The sequence below is a fragment of the Synechococcus sp. A15-60 genome (genome assembly GCF_014280095.1).
Classification (GTDB): Bacteria; Cyanobacteriota; Cyanobacteriia; order PCC-6307; family Cyanobiaceae; genus Synechococcus_C.
Map to the genome: position 1 here is coordinate 641,379 of NZ_CP047933.1, position 14,705 is coordinate 656,083.

The window sequence follows — 14,705 nt, forward strand, 5'->3', positions numbered from 1 at the left end:
GTTGATGGACATCACCTATCGCCCTCGCCGCCTGCGCCGTTCACCGGCGTTGCGTGCCATGGTCAGGGAGACGGGTCTGTCTCCTGCTGATTTCATCTACCCCCTCTTCGTGCATGAGGGCGCCGATGTGCAGCCGATCGGTGCCATGCCGGGTGCTAATCGCTGGAGCCTTGAGAACCTCACCGGGGAGGTCAAGCGGGCCTGGGATCTCGGCATCCGTTGCGTGGTGCTCTTCCCCAAGGTGGCTGAAGAACTCAAAACCGAAGACGGTGCTGAGTGCTTTAACGAGGATGGCCTGATTCCTCGAGCCATCCGCCAGCTGAAGCAAGAGCTTCCTGAGATGGCGATCATGACCGATGTCGCCCTTGATCCCTATTCCTGCGACGGACACGACGGCATCGTTAGTGAGCAAGGGGTGGTGCTCAACGATGAAACCATCGAGCTGCTTTGCAAGCAGGCGGTGATGCAGGCCCGTGCAGGTGCGGATCTGATTGGCCCTAGCGACATGATGGATGGGCGGGTCGGTGCGATCCGTGAAGCGCTCGATGACGAGGGCTTCGAGCATGTGGGCATCATCAGCTACACCGCGAAATACTCCTCGGCCTACTACGGCCCCTTTCGCGAGGCGCTCGACTCAGCCCCCCGCGCTGCCGGCAGCAAGCCCATCCCCAAGAACAAGGACACATATCAGATGGATCCCGCCAATGCCAGGGAGGCCATCACAGAAGCCCAGCTGGATGAGCAGGAGGGTGCCGACATCATGATGGTGAAGCCTGGACTGGCCTATCTCGACATCATTCATCGCTTGCGGGAGGAGTCCGACCTGCCGATTGCTGCTTACAACGTCAGTGGTGAGTATTCGATGGTGAAGGCCGCAGCGGAGCGTGGTTGGATCGATGAGCGCGCGGTTGTGCTGGAAACACTGCTCAGCTTTAAGCGGGCTGGAGCGGATCTGATCCTCACGTATCACGCGTGTGATGCAGCGGAGTGGTTGAAGTAGGGGGTGATTCTGCTGCCGACGGCTTGAACGCTGAAGCCTCGGCCCAGTCGCTGAAATGGATGGTCTCGCTGGGCTCATCTCTCGTTCAGGATCAAGCGCACTACAGAATGAGCCGATCTGGAGAGCTCATTCATGTCTGCGGTGCAGCGCCTGGGTCATGTCGCCATCCGCGTCAACGACATGGAACGAGCCGTCGGCTTTTACACCGATCTCGGCATGCGCATGGTGTGGGAGGCCGACGACTGGTGCTACCTCGAAGCAGGAGACTCAAGGGACGGTCTGGCCCTGCTAGGGCCGAACTACAAGGCTGCCGGACCGCATTTCGCCTTTCACTTCCGCGACCGCGCAGAGGTGGATGTTGTGCATGCACGCCTGAAGGCCTCCGGTGTGGCGGTGGGGGGTGTGCACGACCATCGCGATGGAACGGCATCGTTTTATTTGCGTGACCCAGAGGGCAACTGGTTGGAGATGCTCTACGAACCGCCCGGAGGGATTCCATCCAATCAGCCAGGCGGGACGACGACCGGTTGATGTCTGCTTTCGAGGAAACCCTGGAGCTGCTCGAGTGGCCGCGGCTATGTGATCACCTGTCCAGTTTCGCCAGCACGGTCCAAGGCCGTCGCGCCTGTCGTGTTGGTTCCCTGCCGGAGTCGCTGCCCGCCAGCCTGCTGCTTCAAGCCAGAACGCTGGAAATGGCCGCGCTGGATGGTCTGCTGGAAGGCGGACTCAGTTTCCAGGGCGTCAGTGATCTGGACCCGATCCTGCTGCGCTGCAGCAAGGGGGGGACCGCCTCCGGTGAGGACTTGCTGGCGGTGGCTGAGACCCTCGGGGCGGCTAGGCGCTTGCGCCGTCAGATTGATGATCCGGACTTGCGCCCGCACTGCACCGCACTGCTGGTGGATGTGGCCACACTGCCGGAGCTTGAACAGCGCCTTAAATTCGCGATCGAAGACGGGGGGCGCGTTGCCGATCGCGCCAGTGCGTTGCTTGAGGGCCATCGACGGCAGTGGCAGGAGCTGCGCGCCCGGCGTCGCGACAAGTTGCAGGAGGTCATCCGGCGCTGGGCGTCCCATCTGCAGGACACGGTGATTGCGGAGCGCCATGGTCGCCCTGTGCTGGCGGTGAAAGCTGGCGCCGGAGGTCAGTGTCCCGGCATGGTTCATGACAGCTCCGCCTCCGGAAGCACGGTGTTTGTGGAACCCAAATCGGTGATTGATTTGGGGAACCGACTGGCCGATCTTGATGGCCGCATTCGCGAGGAAGAGCAGCGGGTGTTGGCGGAGCTGAGTGCTGCTGTGGCTGAGCAGGTGGATGGGCTGCAGGCGCTGATGGTGGTGTTGCTTGAGCTGGATTTGGCACTGTCGCGCGGTCGCTATGGCCAGTGGCTCGGCGCTGTGCCTCCCCGCCTGGAGGCCTCAGAGAATGCGCCATTCGCGCTCAAGGACCTCCGCCACCCCCTGCTGGTGTGGCAAGAGCGCAAAGAACAGGGACCTGCCGTTGTGCCGGTCAGTGTGGACGTCTCCAGTTCCCTGCGGGTGGTGGCGATCACCGGTCCCAATACGGGCGGGAAAACTGTCACCCTCAAAAGCCTGGGCCTTGCGGCACTGATGGCCCGTGCCGGCCTCTGGCTCCCCTGTGGTGGGATCCCGACGCTCCCCTGGTGCGCCCAAGTGCTGGCTGACATCGGGGATGAACAGTCCCTGCAGCAAAGCCTTTCCACCTTCAGTGGCCATGTGAAACGCATTGGGCGCATCCTCGCTGACGTGGATTCCGGTCCAGCACCGGCCTTGGTGCTGTTGGACGAAGTGGGTGCAGGAACGGATCCCAGCGAGGGCACGGCTTTGGCGACAGCCCTGCTCCGCACCCTGGCGGATCGGGCGCGGCTCACCGTGGCAACCACGCATTTCGGGGAGCTCAAGGCCCTCAAATACAGCGACCCGCGCTTCGAAAATGCGTCTGTTGCGTTCGACAGCGAGACCCTGTCTCCGACTTATCACTTGTTGTGGGGGATCCCTGGACGCAGCAATGCCTTGGCGATCGCCACCCGTCTGGGCCTGGAGACGGGCGTGATCGAACAGGCCCGCAGCCTGTTGTCACCTGGAGGAGAGGGTGAGGCCAACTCTGTCATCCAGGGCCTGGAGGAACAACGGCAGCGCCAACAAGCTGCCGCTGAAGATGCCGCAGCCCTGCTGGCTCGCACCGAGTTGTTGCATGAAGAGCTTCTTCAGCGTTGGGAGACGCAGAAGCGTCATTCCGCAGAACGTCAGGAACAGGGGCGGCAACGGCTGGAGACCTCCATCCGTGCTGGCCAGAAAGAGGTGCGCCAGCTAATTCGTCGCCTGCGTGATGATCAAGCAGATGGTGAGACCGCACGCAAAGCAGGGCAGCGCTTGCGCAAGCTCGAAGATCGTCATCGCTCGACTCCAGAGCGCCGAAATCATCAGGGTTGGCGCCCCCAGGTCGGAGACCGCATTCGTCTGCTCGCCCTGGGGAAAGCAGCTGAGGTGCTAGCGGTTTCGGACGATGGTCTGCAACTTCAGGTGCGTTGTGGCGTGATGCGCAGCACCGTGGAGCTGTCGGCGGTGGAAAGTTTGGATGGGCGCAAGCCTGAGCCGCCCCAGGCACCTGTGGTGCAGGTCAAGGCTCGTCGGGGCAGTGGTTCGGCAGGGGTGCGCACCGCGCGTAACACCGTTGATGTGCGTGGCATGCGCGTGCACGAGGCCGAGGCCGCTGTTGAAGACGTGCTGCGCGGAGCCAATGGACCCGTCTGGGTGATTCACGGCATCGGCACAGGACGCCTGAAGCGTGGGCTACGCGACTGGCTTGGATCCTTGAACTACATCGACCGGGTCGTGGATGCCGATCAGGGGGATGGTGGCGCCGGCTGCAGTGTGATCTGGGTGCGCTGAGTTCAGTCGTTCAATTCAGCATGGTTCAGCTCAGTTTGGGCAGAACCGGCTCGTCATCGTTCAGGCGGCTGGCCGCCACGGGGCTGATCGCGCTTCCTTGCTGATCGAACAAACGCCATCCGCGCGGATCCGGCTCAAGGTGGATGAGAGCCCCAGGCACGGCATCAAGGCCGGGTTCGGCTCTCACCTGCACCAAGTGGTTGCCGTTGAGCAACCGGCAGGTAACCAGTTGTTCGTTGCCCAGCACTTCGCTGTGGCTTACCTCTGCTGGCAGATTGCGGTTGGTGGCAGGAGCCACCCGCAGTTGTTCAGCGCGGATCCCCCCACTGAGCTGCTGACCTTCCAAGGGGTCCAATGCATCGGCCAAGGGGCCTTCCACACTGAGGCGACGCTCTCCGAGCATGAGCGTCTGGCTTGGCCCCACCTGCACGGGAAGCACATTCATCGGAGGACTGCCGATGAACTGGGCGACGAACAGATTGGCTGGCCATTGGTAGAGCTCCATCGGTGTCCCCAGCTGCTGCAGCTCCCCTTGGTTCAGCACTGCGATCCGATGCCCCATGGTCATCGCCTCCACCTGATCGTGGGTCACGTAGAGGGTGGTGGTGCCCAGCTGGCGCTGCAGTTCCACGATCTGTTTGCGCGTTGATCCGCGCAATTTGGCGTCGAGATTGCTGAGGGGCTCATCCATCAGAAACACCGCCGGTTGCCGGGCCATGGCCCGGCCCAGGGCCACCCGCTGCTTCTGCCCGCCTGACAACTCTTTGGGACGTCGATCCAGGAGACGGTCCAGTTCGAGTGCGGCGGCCACTTCCTGCACTCGATGCTCAACCCTGGCTTCCCGTTGGGAGTTGTATTGCAGTCGCTCGGGGAGCCAGCGAGTGCTGCGATGCAGCTGATCCTGCAGTTGGTCGATGGTGGATCGTTGACGGCTGCGCCGCAGTCCGAAGCCCAAGTTGTCGCGCACGCTCAGGTGTGGGTAGAGCGCATAGCTCTGGAACACCATGGCCACGTTGCGCTTGGCGGGACGCAGCTGGCTGACAGCCTGATTGCCGACCCAGATCTCTCCGGAACTTGGCGCTTCCAGTCCGGCCATCAAACGCAGCAGGGTGCTCTTGCCGCATCCGGAGGGGCCGACGAGCACCAGGAATTCGCCATCATCGACGGCGAGAGACAGGTCTTTGATCACCTCGACGGGGCCTTCACCACCGCGTGCTGGGTAGCTCTTGCTGAGCGCTTCAAAGCGAACGCCGGCCAAGCTCAATCTCCCGTGCCTCGCGATCCTAGGGTTGGTGGTTGGCCACGACCGAGGCATTTCGTGCAGTTCATCGACCAGGCGCGAATCACCGTGAGGGGCGGCCGTGGCGGCGACGGCATCGTGGCCTTTCGGCGTGAGAAGTACGTACCCGCAGGGGGCCCCTCTGGCGGTGACGGCGGCCATGGCGCTCATGTGGTGCTGGAGGCGGATTCCAACCTTCAGACCCTGCTGGATTTCAAATACAAGCGCTTGTTCGCTGCCACTGATGGTCGTCGTGGTGGCCCCAATCGCTGCACAGGGGCATCGGGCCAAAATTTGGTCATCCCTGTTCCCTGTGGCACCGAGGTGAGACACCTCTCCACCGGCATCCTGTTGGGGGATCTCACGTCAGTGGGTGAACAGCTCACCGTCGCCTTTGGGGGGCGAGGCGGTCTTGGCAATGCCCACTATCTGAGCAATCGCAACCGTGCTCCGGAGAAGTGCACGGAGGGGCGCGATGGTGAGGAATGGCCGCTGCAGCTCGAGCTCAAGCTCCTCGCGGAGGTCGGCATCATCGGCTTGCCCAATGCGGGCAAAAGCACTCTGATCAGCGTGCTGTCAGCGGCACGTCCAAAGATTGCCGATTACCCCTTCACCACGTTGGTGCCCAATCTGGGTGTGGTGCGACGGCCCACCGGGGATGGCACAGTGTTTGCTGACATCCCGGGGCTGATTGCCGGTGCCGCGCAAGGCGCCGGACTAGGGCATGATTTTCTCCGCCACATCGAGCGCACGCGGCTGTTGATTCATGTGGTGGATGGTGGTGCTGAGGATCCCCTCGGTGATCTGCGTGTGGTGGAGCGAGAGCTCGAGGCCTATGGCCATGGTCTGGTGGATCGTGAGCGCCTGCTGGTGGTCAACAAGCTGGAGCTGCTGGATGACGCTGGTCGCGAAGAGCTGTCGGCGCAGCTGGAGCAGGCCAGCGGCCAAAAGCCTCTTCTGATCTCTGCGGCGATGGGGCAGGGGCTGGAGGCTCTGTTGAACCGGGTGTGGGCCGAACTGGGGGTCTGAGCCCCTCGCGCCTGTTTATGGGCGTGGGCACATTTGCACTTGTGTCGGGTGCTGGCCGTGGCGATAACAGAAGCACCGCGAGAATGTCTCATGACTTTCTTCACTTGTTTCGACAACCATGGTCAACTGATCGCCCGTTGTCAGACGCCTGCTCAGATTGAGGCTCTTCGTCGCCGGGGCCGCCCCATTGCAACGGTGCACGCCATGAAGCCTGAAGAAGCTGTCGTCTGCACGCTGACCGGCAGTCCCGCAGAATTTGATGAGGAGCAGTGATGGCTTGGCCATCAAAAAGCGGGGCCTTAGCCCCGCTTTTGAGTGATCCAACGCAGAGGCCAAAGACCGCTCAGTCGTCGTAGACGCGACACTCATCGGCATCAGGATTCGCTTCGCAGTAGAGCTCCAGGGGGGTGGGGTCGTGGCTGTCGCCGGGATGCTCTTTCTTGTAATCCTGAAGAGACTCCAGCTCTTCGCTGATATGGCGAATTTTGGCGTCGTTGCCCTCGGCTTTAGCCGCTTCAAGATCGGTCAGGTCTTTCTTGATGTGTTCGTCGATCGATTTCATGGCAACGCGGCGTGTCCAAGCCGATGTCAACCTCTTCACCTTACGGCTGTCGAACGGGGCTGCCAGCACCCACGCCGAACCGCTGGTTTCCGTAACAACACCGTTGCAGCATTTTGGTGACCTCAGCTACCAGCAAAGAAGAGTGAGCTGGTGGTCATGGTCAGGATCCGACATCGTCAGGGGCGCCATTTCATGGATGATGAAGGGCGGATGTTCTGGATTAATGGTCCGGAAACGTTTTGCTACCTCTCTGAACAACGCCAGTGGCGCACTGGTCTGAGCTTTCAAGATGTGCTCGAGTGGAAGCAATGCGCGCCGTCGGGATTGGTGAGCCAGCGGTTCAAGTCCGTGCAGGCGGCTTGCGAAGCCTTTGAGCACAACCAGGTGCTCTGGTCGCATGACCTCTATCTGCGCCGGATGGGTGACCAGATGGCGCTCCATCGTTCTGCCTCGGATTACCGGCCAACGGCGATGAAACTGGCCGAAGCGTCAGGCCGGTCGGTCAGGCCGGCTCCCTGGATCAGTGAGGAGCCGGCCTGCCTGAGCTGCCCGATCCCTTCCATGGCGGAGGGTGATCACCCAACCGCGCCAGCAGTGGATGAACTGCTCCATCGGCGTCGCCGTCGACGCTCGCTCAGGGAACCAGTTCACTGAGCTCAAGCCAGCGTTCCTCGCTGTTGTTCAGCGTCTCCAGCAGAGTGGCCAACTCTTGACTGAGGCTTGTCAGATCGCCTGTCCCTGAGGCGATGGCCTGCGCAAGTTCTGTTTTGCGTTGCTCCATCTGGGGCAGCTCGCGTTCCAGTGATTCCAGCTCCTTGGACTCCTTGAAACTGCGCCGTCGTGGGCCATCGCTGGGTTTCGGAGAAGCTTTTTTCTTGCCGGCCACATTCGTTCGGCTGCGATTGGCTTGGTCCGCAGCCGCTTTCTCCAGCTCGCGTCGGTAATCCAGAAACGCGCTGTAGTTGCCTTCGAAGCGTTCCAGTCGTCCAGCCTCGAAGCAGAAAAGGCGATCGACCGTGCGATCTAGGAAGTAGCGGTCGTGTGACACCACCACCACACAGCCACGGAAGTCTTCGAGCAGGTCTTCTAGGACGCTCAGAGTTTGCACATCAAGGTCGTTCGTGGGTTCATCCAGCAGGAGCACATTCGGCGCCTGAATCAACATCCGGCAGAGGCTCAGACGCCGGCGCTCTCCACCCGACAACTTGCTGAGGGGGCTGTGCTGCTGGGCGGGGGGGAAGAGGAAGCGCTCCAGCAACTGAGAGGCGCTCAACTGTTCCCCACCAAGGTCAATCCTGGATGCGGCCTCTTCGATGAATTCGATCACCTTGCGTTCCAGCCCACGACCTTCGGTGAGTGCATCGGTGTGTTGATCGAGATAGCCCAGGTGAACGGTCTCACCAAGGCGCAGGCTGCCGCCGGTGACGTCGCGTCGTCCCGCGATCAGGTCCAGCAGGGTGGACTTGCCGCTGCCGTTGGGGCCGATGATTCCGACGCGATCCTCTGGGCTGAAGCTGTAGGTGAAATCCTGCAGCAGCACTGGGCCGTCCGGGGTGCCGTCGGCCGTAACCATCAGCTGTTCCGCTTCGATGGCGAGCTTGCCGATCCGGCGGCTCACACTGCTCATCTCCAGCTGGGCACGACCCTGTTTCACCGGCGCTTCGCGCATGGCCTCGATCCGCTGGATTCGGGCTTTTTGCTTGGTGCTGCGTGCCTTAGGGCCTTGCCGCAGCCAGGCCAGCTCCCGGCGCATCACGCTTTTGAAGCGTGCGGCTTCCGCTGCGTCGGCCACCTCCTGCTCCGCCTTGCGTTGGAGATAGGTGCTGTAGTTGCCTTCGATGCTGGTGGCCTGACCGCGGTTCACCTCCACAATCCGTCGTGTCACCCGGTCGAGCACGTAGCGGTCGTGGGTGACCAGCACCACCGCTCCGGGGTAGCGATCCAGCCAGCTCTGCAGCCACTCCACAGCAGCGGCGTCGAGGTGGTTTGTCGGTTCATCGAGCAAGAGCACATCCGGGCTGGCCACGAGGGCCGAGGCCAGCCCAACGCGTTTGCGATACCCCCCGGACAGATCCTCCACTGGTCGATGCAGATCACTAATGCCCAGGCGTTGCAACACCTCTTGGCACTGTTGCTCCAATCCCCAGGCACCCTCTTCATCCATGCGCTCGCTCAGGGCGCCGAGCTCCTTCATCGCCACCGCGTTCTCGGGATCACAGGCCACGGCCTCCGACACCGCACTGAATCGCAGCAGCAGCTCACGCTTTTCTCCACAGCCGGCGAGCACCTGTTCCAGCACTGTTAGGCCTGGCTCCACAACGCTGTCCTGACCGACCAGTTCCACGCGCAGCCGCGATGAGCAGCGACGTTCTCCACCCCCTAGGGGTTCCTTGCCCGACAACACCCGCAGCAGGGTGGATTTACCGGCACCGTTGGGACCGATCAGTCCCACGCGGTCATTGTCACGGATGTGGAGCGTGAGGTCCTCGAACAGGGTTCGGATGCCGAAATCCTTGGAGGCATCAACCAGGCTGATCAGACTCACGGGTTGGCGACTTGGCGCTGGGCGTCCAGATAAGCAAACACGCTCTTGTCTCCCACGTCGGCCGCTGCGTCCATGCCGAATTTGCGCATCGACAGCACCAGGAGCAGCAGGGCGGCAATGAGCATTAGCCCCATGCAGCTGCTGGTGCCGACCAGGCCCGTTAACCGGCCCAGAAGGGCGATCGGCAGCAACAGGGTGAGGCCAACAGCTTCCGGGCGTCTGAAGCAGAAAAATTCTTTGAACCCAATGCCGGTCAATGCCGCGAACAGGGGGCCGACGGCCAGAATCCAAAGGGGATGGAGGCCAAGGGTCTGGAGGGCTTGGCCCGGTGAGACCTTCCACATCAGCACCAACCACCCCAGGCAGCCCATCAACCAAAAGAGTTGCAGCGCTTGATGCAGTGGGCGCAGGTAGATATGAATCCACTGCAAGGCCAAGCCAAGCCCGATGCAGAGCGGCATTAGCCAGACCCAGGCCCACTGGCTGCCGATCAGCCACCAATGGAGAAGGCCTGCGGTCATGGCGATGCCGCTGATGAGCAGGCAGAACCGGTAGCGCTGTACCTCCGCACGATCCGAGGCGGTGATTGTGAACGGCCCGTACACACCGTCGAACTGGGGATCGGCCATGATCATGGCTGCGGGACTAGTTGATTCACCAGTGTGCTCAAGCTCGGTCCATCCGGGACGATCCCCCCGGGATGGAGCGGGAACAGGGCGCCGAAGTAGTCATGACGCCAGGCCGCGGCATCACAAGTGGAGGCCACTCCCGGCAGGTTGAGGAACCGCTGTCTCCAGGTCCATAGTGCTGGGAACATCCACAGCGGCTGGGCACTACAGCCGAACAAGGGGGCGTACACATTTTCCCAGCGAATCAAGGTCGGAAAAAGGCGCACATCCGCAAGGGTTAGGACCTCCCCGCACAGCCATGGCCCTGTTCGACGCAACGCCACTTCGGTGTGCTGCAGGGCTTCGAACAGGGCGGAGCTGGCTCGGTCATAGGCCGCCTGCGTTCTGGCGAAGCCGCAGCGGTAGACCCCGTCATTGACCGCGGGTTGCAGCAAGGTCTGCCATCGCTCGATGGCGTCTTTCAGGTGCGGCGGTGACAAATCCGGCGCACCTGCTGCGGCTGGCCAGCGGTTCAGCGCAGCACTCAGAGGGCTGCTGTCATTGCCCAGAAGCCTGGCTTGGCTCTCTGGTCCAGCACCGGGGTCCACCAGCACGGGAACCGTGGCCCGCAGGCTTGGTTCGGCGCCGCAGTACCGATAAAGCTCCAACAGGCTTGAACAGTCCAGCCAGCTGGGCTCCAGCCGCCATCGCCCTTCGTTGTGATCTGCTGTGGCCATGAGCACTTGGATTGAATCGGTCAGACCGCGCAGTTGCACCATCAGCCACACCCGATGGGCCCAGGGGCAGCTGCGACCGATGATCAGTCTTGGCTGCCATGCCGGTTCACGTCGCTGCAAATCGTCAGCATCGAGAACTTCGGTTTGCATCGGTTGGCTCTCGGGGCGCTGATAGTTGCCTTGGCTGTCGGCCGGGCCGAGGCCGCCCATCAATTGCCTCCATTGCCACTGCCAGCCCTGTCGGACGCTGCGCACCACCAGCGGAGGGATTGACATCTCAGTTCCGTTTCGTTGCATTGTCAGCCAGGCTGACGGCGAGTGCAGCGTTGTGATGGCAAAGCCCCGAGTGCTGGTGGTGGCGGGCACCCACGGCAATGAGATCAATGGCCCCTGGTTGCTAGAGCAATGGACCAGCAATCCATCTCTGATCGACAGCTGCGGTTGCCAGGTGGAGACCATCATCGGCAATCCCGGTGCCCGTGCTGATGGGCGTCGGTATCGCGACCGGGATCTCAACCGCTCCTTCCGTCCCGACCTTCTCGAACGCGTCAGAGAGGACCCCGATCAAGCGGATCAGGAGATGCGGCGTGCTCATGAGCTATTGGAAGCGTTTGGACCGCACGGCCAGACCCCCTGTGATTGCGTCATTGATCTGCACAGCACCACAGCCGCCATGGGCAACTGCATGGTGGTGTACGGACGCCGGCCGGCTGATTTGGCACTGGCGGCTCTCGTTCAAGCCCATCTTGGTTTGCCCGTCTATCTCCACGAAGCAGATGCGGCGCAGCAGGGATTCCTGGTGGAACGCTGGCCCTTTGGCTTGGTGCTTGAGGTGGGCCCAGTGCCTCAGAACGTGCGACGCCACGACATCGTCGACCAGACCAGGCGCGGGCTTCAGGCCTGCTTGGAGGCGCTGGCCGCGGTGATCGACGGGTCAGCCCGCTATCCCGAACAGCTCGTGGTTCATCGTCATCTCGGCAGCATTGATCTGCCAAGGGGGAATGACGGTGGTGCATCAGCCCTCATCCATCCCCAGTTTCAAAATAGTGACTGGGTGCCTCTGCGTAGGGGCGATCCGTTGTTCATCACAGCCGACAACACGATCGTCCCTTTCGATGGTCCTCAAGGCGCCGTGCCGGTCTTTATCAATGAGGCGGCCTATGCCGAAAAAGCGATCGCCTTCAGTCTCACTTGCCGTGAATGCTGGCCCTTGTCACCAGACTGGGACAAGGGACTCCGATCATTGCTGAGTATGGATTAGCGGGGTGAGCCGTTGTAGAGGATGCTGTCGACCGTCCGGCCATCCGGTGAAATCTGAATCTCGGTTTCGGTGGTGGCATCACTGCCGTCCTCAGGCCAGCCAGGGGCCCCACCTAGAAACTGAAACGTGTAAACGCTTGGATCGTTCTGAAGGAGGCAATCCCCACCCCCGGAGCTGGTCTCGAGCATGCACGGTTGGGGGCGATAGATGCTCAATCCACCGTTTTCGGCAACAGCGGTATTGCGAGCCAGGTTGATCGCGCGCACCTGCGCTGCAGGCACAGCTTCTTGACCCTTCACCGGTGATAAGGCGAGGGATGCTGTTCCGGCGATTAACGCCAGAGCGGTCAAGGTGGAGACGTTCATGGTCTTAAAAAAGACCTCTCCATCGGAGACATTTCGGAGACATTGAAGTTGTCTCTGTCAACAAATCAGTCGTAGTCCCTGGATCAAGAGGCGCCAGTCACCTCACCTCATCGAATTGGGCCGTTGTAGGGAACCGCCAGGATTCTGGTGCCGTCTTTGGAGACGACCACAGTGGTCTCGAGGCTGGGCTTGGGTGGCTTCTGCTGTTCCCATCCCGGCGCCCCCCCGCGGAATCGGAAGGTGAAGCTTTCGCTGGTGCTCGAGACAAGACAGGCGCGTGCTCCCGTTTCGTACATGCAGCCTGCAGCTCGATAGGACGTCAGTCCTCCGTTGAGGGATTCTGCGCGCATCCTTGCCAGATTCGCGGCGTGGGGTTGAGCCATGGGCATCGAGGGTTCTGCACGCACGGGTGGCGTCGGCCCCATCGTGAACAGCAAGCCTGTGATGACGCTCAGCAGTCGGACAATCCGAAGAGCGGAGGCCACGTCAGCTTGGCCTTGCCGTTGGGATGGTGTGTTGACTTGGGCCAGGAACGGCACATCTTGACCTGGCTGTTTCAGGAGTCGAGAGTCGACCTCGACCAGGCTGTTACTCATCCGCACGCCCACGTTCCTTGCTCGAGGGTGCAGGGCAGATCGCTCACGGTGCCGTTTTCCCAATAGATCCTGACGCGATCGTCTGCGGTGCCGCTGCGGAAGGTGATCGATTGAATGGGTCCTGGAGGGATACGGTCGCCGGCGTCGTCGCTACGACTCAGGGCACTCACCTGTCGCTCCAGTTGCTCCAGTCGAGTTTGCAGGCGGTTGATTTCACCGCCGTTGCTTTGTGATGACGACGAAGATTGGCTTGATTTCGGCTGACAGGCTCCCAGCAAGGCCCCTGCCATCAGAACGAAAGAGGCCATCACCAGAGATCGCGTGACGGACGCTCTGAAGAGATGCATAACCCCAGTGGTCGATGCTCACCAGTCTGGGCGTTTAGCGCTGTTCGGCCAGTCGTTCGCTCCAATACACAACAGCACCCTGGGCTTCGAGTTCATGACGCCGATGGCGCGCATGCTCGGTTGGCACGGTCTCTTCAAGCCGTTGGCCCGAGATTAACCATCGAATCAAAACCACTGGCGTCTCATGAGACACGATCCGAGAATCTTAAGTGATCCTTTAGCCGATTTGCTCGTTTCGTCGTTTTATGAACCACCAGCTCAACGGTTCTTCATGTCAGCTTCATGAACGTGCCTACACGTTGCGCAATGTTGCTTTACACTCTGGCTCGGCAGGGCTTCCTGCCCTTCCATAACCCGTCTCTTCGGAGACATTCTTTCCCGTTCTCATGACCACCACCATTCAGCAGCGCTCCGGCGCCAATGGCTGGCAGTCCTTCTGCGAGTGGGTCACCTCCACCAACAACCGCCTGTATGTGGGCTGGTTTGGTGTGCTGATGATCCCCACCCTGCTGGCTGCCACCACCTGCTTCATCGTTGCGTTCATCGCAGCACCCCCCGTCGACATCGACGGCATCCGTGAGCCCGTTGCTGGCTCCCTGATCTATGGCAACAACATCATCTCCGGTGCTGTTGTGCCCTCCTCGAACGCCATCGGCCTTCACTTCTATCCCATCTGGGAAGCTGCCTCTCTCGACGAGTGGCTGTACAACGGCGGTCCTTACCAGCTGGTTGTCTTCCACTTCCTGATCGGCATCTTCTGCTACATGGGCCGCGAGTGGGAACTCTCCTACCGCCTCGGCATGCGCCCCTGGATCTGCGTTGCTTACAGCGCACCTGTGGCTGCTGCCTCCGCCGTGTTCCTGGTGTACCCCTTCGGTCAGGGTTCCTTCTCTGACGGCATGCCCCTGGGCATCTCTGGCACCTTCAACTTCATGTTGGTGTTCCAGGCTGAGCACAACATCCTGATGCACCCCTTCCACATGATGGGCGTCGCAGGTGTGTTCGGTGGATCCCTGTTCTCCGCCATGCACGGCTCCCTGGTGACCTCCTCCTTGGTGCGTGAAACCACCGAGAGCGAGTCCCAGAACTACGGCTACAAGTTCGGCCAAGAGGAAGAGACCTACAACATCGTGGCTGCCCACGGTTACTTCGGTCGCCTGATCTTCCAATACGCCTCCTTCAACAACAGCCGCAGCCTGCACTTCTTCCTGGCTGCCTGGCCCGTTGTCGGCATCTGGTTCACTGCCCTGGGCGTCAGCACCATGGCTTTCAACCTGAACGGTTTCAACTTCAACCAGTCCATCCTTGATGGTCAGGGCCGCGTCCTGAACACCTGGGCTGATGTGCTGAACCGCGCCAACCTCGGCATGGAAGTGATGCACGAGCGCAACGCTCACAACTTCCCCCTCGACCTGGCTGCTGCTGAGTCCACTCCTGTGGCTCTGCAAGCTCCCGCCATCGGCTGAG

General features: G+C 61.4%; 16 protein-coding genes. 8 read left to right on the forward strand and 8 right to left on the reverse strand.

Annotated features, from left to right (window positions below):
- Window positions 1–4 precede the first annotated feature (4 nt).
- From hemB to SynA1560_RS03315, 3 genes are all read left to right on the forward strand, one after another.
- A complete protein-coding gene (hemB, locus tag SynA1560_RS03305; protein WP_186470250.1) occupies window positions 5–1,000 on the forward strand; it encodes a porphobilinogen synthase in 996 nt (331 codons plus the stop codon).
- 132 nt (window positions 1,001–1,132) lie between these two features.
- On the forward strand, window positions 1,133–1,531 hold the full coding sequence (locus SynA1560_RS03310) for a VOC family protein (protein WP_186470251.1): 399 nt from the start codon (window positions 1,133–1,135) through the stop codon (window positions 1,529–1,531).
- On the forward strand, window positions 1,531–3,909 hold the full coding sequence (locus SynA1560_RS03315; protein WP_186501164.1) for an endonuclease MutS2: 2,379 nt from the start codon (window positions 1,531–1,533) through the stop codon (window positions 3,907–3,909). Before SynA1560_RS03310 ends, SynA1560_RS03315 begins: the two co-directional genes overlap by 1 nt.
- A gap of 25 nt (window positions 3,910–3,934) precedes the next feature.
- On the opposite strand, the gene SynA1560_RS03320 is transcribed toward SynA1560_RS03315, so the two are convergent.
- The gene (locus SynA1560_RS03320; protein ID WP_186501165.1) at window positions 3,935–5,167 is read right to left on the reverse strand and encodes an ABC transporter ATP-binding protein; all 1,233 of its coding nucleotides are present in this window, start codon (window positions 5,165–5,167) and stop codon (window positions 3,935–3,937) included.
- A 60-nt stretch (window positions 5,168–5,227) separates the two neighbouring features.
- On the opposite strand from SynA1560_RS03320, the gene obgE reads away from it, so the two are divergent.
- On the forward strand, window positions 5,228–6,217 hold the full coding sequence (obgE, locus tag SynA1560_RS03325) for an Obg family GTPase CgtA (RefSeq protein ID WP_186501564.1): 990 nt from the start codon (window positions 5,228–5,230) through the stop codon (window positions 6,215–6,217).
- A 90-nt stretch (window positions 6,218–6,307) separates the two neighbouring features.
- A complete protein-coding gene (locus SynA1560_RS03330) occupies window positions 6,308–6,490 on the forward strand; it encodes a hypothetical protein (protein WP_186470254.1) in 183 nt (60 codons plus the stop codon).
- 70 nt (window positions 6,491–6,560) lie between these two features.
- On the opposite strand, the gene SynA1560_RS03335 is transcribed toward SynA1560_RS03330, so the two are convergent.
- The gene (locus SynA1560_RS03335; protein ID WP_186470255.1) at window positions 6,561–6,779 is read right to left on the reverse strand and encodes a CP12 domain-containing protein; all 219 of its coding nucleotides are present in this window, start codon (window positions 6,777–6,779) and stop codon (window positions 6,561–6,563) included.
- A 156-nt stretch (window positions 6,780–6,935) separates the two neighbouring features.
- Between SynA1560_RS03335 and SynA1560_RS03340 the strand changes: the two genes are divergently transcribed.
- Window positions 6,936–7,433 carry a hypothetical protein gene (locus SynA1560_RS03340; RefSeq protein ID WP_186501166.1) on the forward strand — a complete coding sequence of 166 codons (498 nt, stop codon included), beginning with the start codon at window positions 6,936–6,938 and terminating at the stop codon, window positions 7,431–7,433.
- On the opposite strand, the gene SynA1560_RS03345 is transcribed toward SynA1560_RS03340, so the two are convergent.
- The 3 genes from SynA1560_RS03345 to SynA1560_RS03355 are packed head-to-tail and all read right to left on the reverse strand — an operon-like array spanning window position 7,414 to window position 10,945.
- Window positions 7,414–9,324 (reverse strand): ABC-F family ATP-binding cassette domain-containing protein, encoded by a 1,911-nt coding sequence (locus tag SynA1560_RS03345; RefSeq protein ID WP_186501167.1) that lies wholly within the window; start codon window positions 9,322–9,324, stop codon window positions 7,414–7,416. The two genes, SynA1560_RS03340 and SynA1560_RS03345, sit on opposite strands and share 20 nt — an antisense overlap.
- Window positions 9,321–9,959, reverse strand: coding sequence for a DUF2301 domain-containing membrane protein (locus tag SynA1560_RS03350; RefSeq protein ID WP_186501168.1), 639 nt, complete (start codon window positions 9,957–9,959; stop codon window positions 9,321–9,323). Before SynA1560_RS03350 ends, SynA1560_RS03345 begins: the two co-directional genes overlap by 4 nt.
- Window positions 9,956–10,945: a glutathione S-transferase C-terminal domain-containing protein gene (locus tag SynA1560_RS03355; RefSeq protein WP_186501169.1), complete on the reverse strand. Its 990-nt coding sequence runs from the start codon at window positions 10,943–10,945 to the stop codon at window positions 9,956–9,958. Before SynA1560_RS03355 ends, SynA1560_RS03350 begins: the two co-directional genes overlap by 4 nt.
- Before the next feature lie 55 nt (window positions 10,946–11,000).
- On the opposite strand from SynA1560_RS03355, the gene SynA1560_RS03360 reads away from it, so the two are divergent.
- Window positions 11,001–11,930, forward strand: a complete 930-nt coding sequence (locus SynA1560_RS03360; RefSeq protein WP_186470260.1) for an aspartoacylase — start codon at window positions 11,001–11,003, stop codon at window positions 11,928–11,930.
- Here SynA1560_RS03360 and SynA1560_RS03365 read toward each other — a convergent pair.
- The 3 genes from SynA1560_RS03365 to SynA1560_RS03375 all read right to left on the reverse strand — a co-directional run bounded on the left by SynA1560_RS03365 (window position 11,927) and on the right by SynA1560_RS03375 (window position 13,238).
- Complete coding sequence (locus SynA1560_RS03365; RefSeq protein ID WP_186501170.1) at window positions 11,927–12,295, reverse strand: hypothetical protein; 369 nt, start codon at window positions 12,293–12,295, stop codon at window positions 11,927–11,929. The two genes, SynA1560_RS03360 and SynA1560_RS03365, sit on opposite strands and share 4 nt — an antisense overlap.
- A gap of 107 nt (window positions 12,296–12,402) precedes the next feature.
- The gene (locus SynA1560_RS03370) at window positions 12,403–12,891 is read right to left on the reverse strand and encodes a hypothetical protein (RefSeq protein ID WP_255477043.1); all 489 of its coding nucleotides are present in this window, start codon (window positions 12,889–12,891) and stop codon (window positions 12,403–12,405) included.
- Window positions 12,888–13,238, reverse strand: a complete 351-nt coding sequence (locus SynA1560_RS03375) for a hypothetical protein (protein ID WP_186470262.1) — start codon at window positions 13,236–13,238, stop codon at window positions 12,888–12,890. The genes SynA1560_RS03370 and SynA1560_RS03375 overlap by 4 nt, the downstream gene beginning before the upstream one ends.
- A gap of 386 nt (window positions 13,239–13,624) precedes the next feature.
- On the opposite strand from SynA1560_RS03375, the gene psbA reads away from it, so the two are divergent.
- Window positions 13,625–14,704 carry a photosystem II q(b) protein gene (gene psbA, locus SynA1560_RS03380; protein ID WP_006040880.1) on the forward strand — a complete coding sequence of 360 codons (1,080 nt, stop codon included), beginning with the start codon at window positions 13,625–13,627 and terminating at the stop codon, window positions 14,702–14,704.
- Window position 14,705: the final 1 nt, after the last annotated feature.

Coding starts and splice junctions, on each gene's coding strand:
- SynA1560_RS03330 (WP_186470254.1), top strand. CDS start 6,308: ATGACTTTCTTCACTTGTTTCGACAACCATGGTCAACTGATCGCCCGT.
- SynA1560_RS03360 (WP_186470260.1), top strand. CDS start 11,001: ATGGCAAAGCCCCGAGTGCTGGTGGTGGCGGGCACCCACGGCAATGAG.
- SynA1560_RS03340 (WP_186501166.1), top strand. CDS start 6,936: ATGGTCAGGATCCGACATCGTCAGGGGCGCCATTTCATGGATGATGAA.
- SynA1560_RS03335 (WP_186470255.1), bottom strand. CDS start 6,779: ATGAAATCGATCGACGAACACATCAAGAAAGACCTGACCGATCTTGAA.
- SynA1560_RS03310 (WP_186470251.1), top strand. CDS start 1,133: ATGTCTGCGGTGCAGCGCCTGGGTCATGTCGCCATCCGCGTCAACGAC.
- SynA1560_RS03350 (WP_186501168.1), bottom strand. CDS start 9,959: ATGATCATGGCCGATCCCCAGTTCGACGGTGTGTACGGGCCGTTCACA.
- SynA1560_RS03315 (WP_186501164.1), top strand. CDS start 1,531: ATGTCTGCTTTCGAGGAAACCCTGGAGCTGCTCGAGTGGCCGCGGCTA.
- SynA1560_RS03365 (WP_186501170.1), bottom strand. CDS start 12,295: ATGAACGTCTCCACCTTGACCGCTCTGGCGTTAATCGCCGGAACAGCA.
- SynA1560_RS03375 (WP_186470262.1), bottom strand. CDS start 13,238: ATGCATCTCTTCAGAGCGTCCGTCACGCGATCTCTGGTGATGGCCTCT.
- psbA (WP_006040880.1), top strand. CDS start 13,625: ATGACCACCACCATTCAGCAGCGCTCCGGCGCCAATGGCTGGCAGTCC.
- hemB (WP_186470250.1), top strand. CDS start 5: ATGGACATCACCTATCGCCCTCGCCGCCTGCGCCGTTCACCGGCGTTG.
- SynA1560_RS03355 (WP_186501169.1), bottom strand. CDS start 10,945: ATGTCAATCCCTCCGCTGGTGGTGCGCAGCGTCCGACAGGGCTGGCAG.
- SynA1560_RS03370 (WP_255477043.1), bottom strand. CDS start 12,891: ATGAGTAACAGCCTGGTCGAGGTCGACTCTCGACTCCTGAAACAGCCA.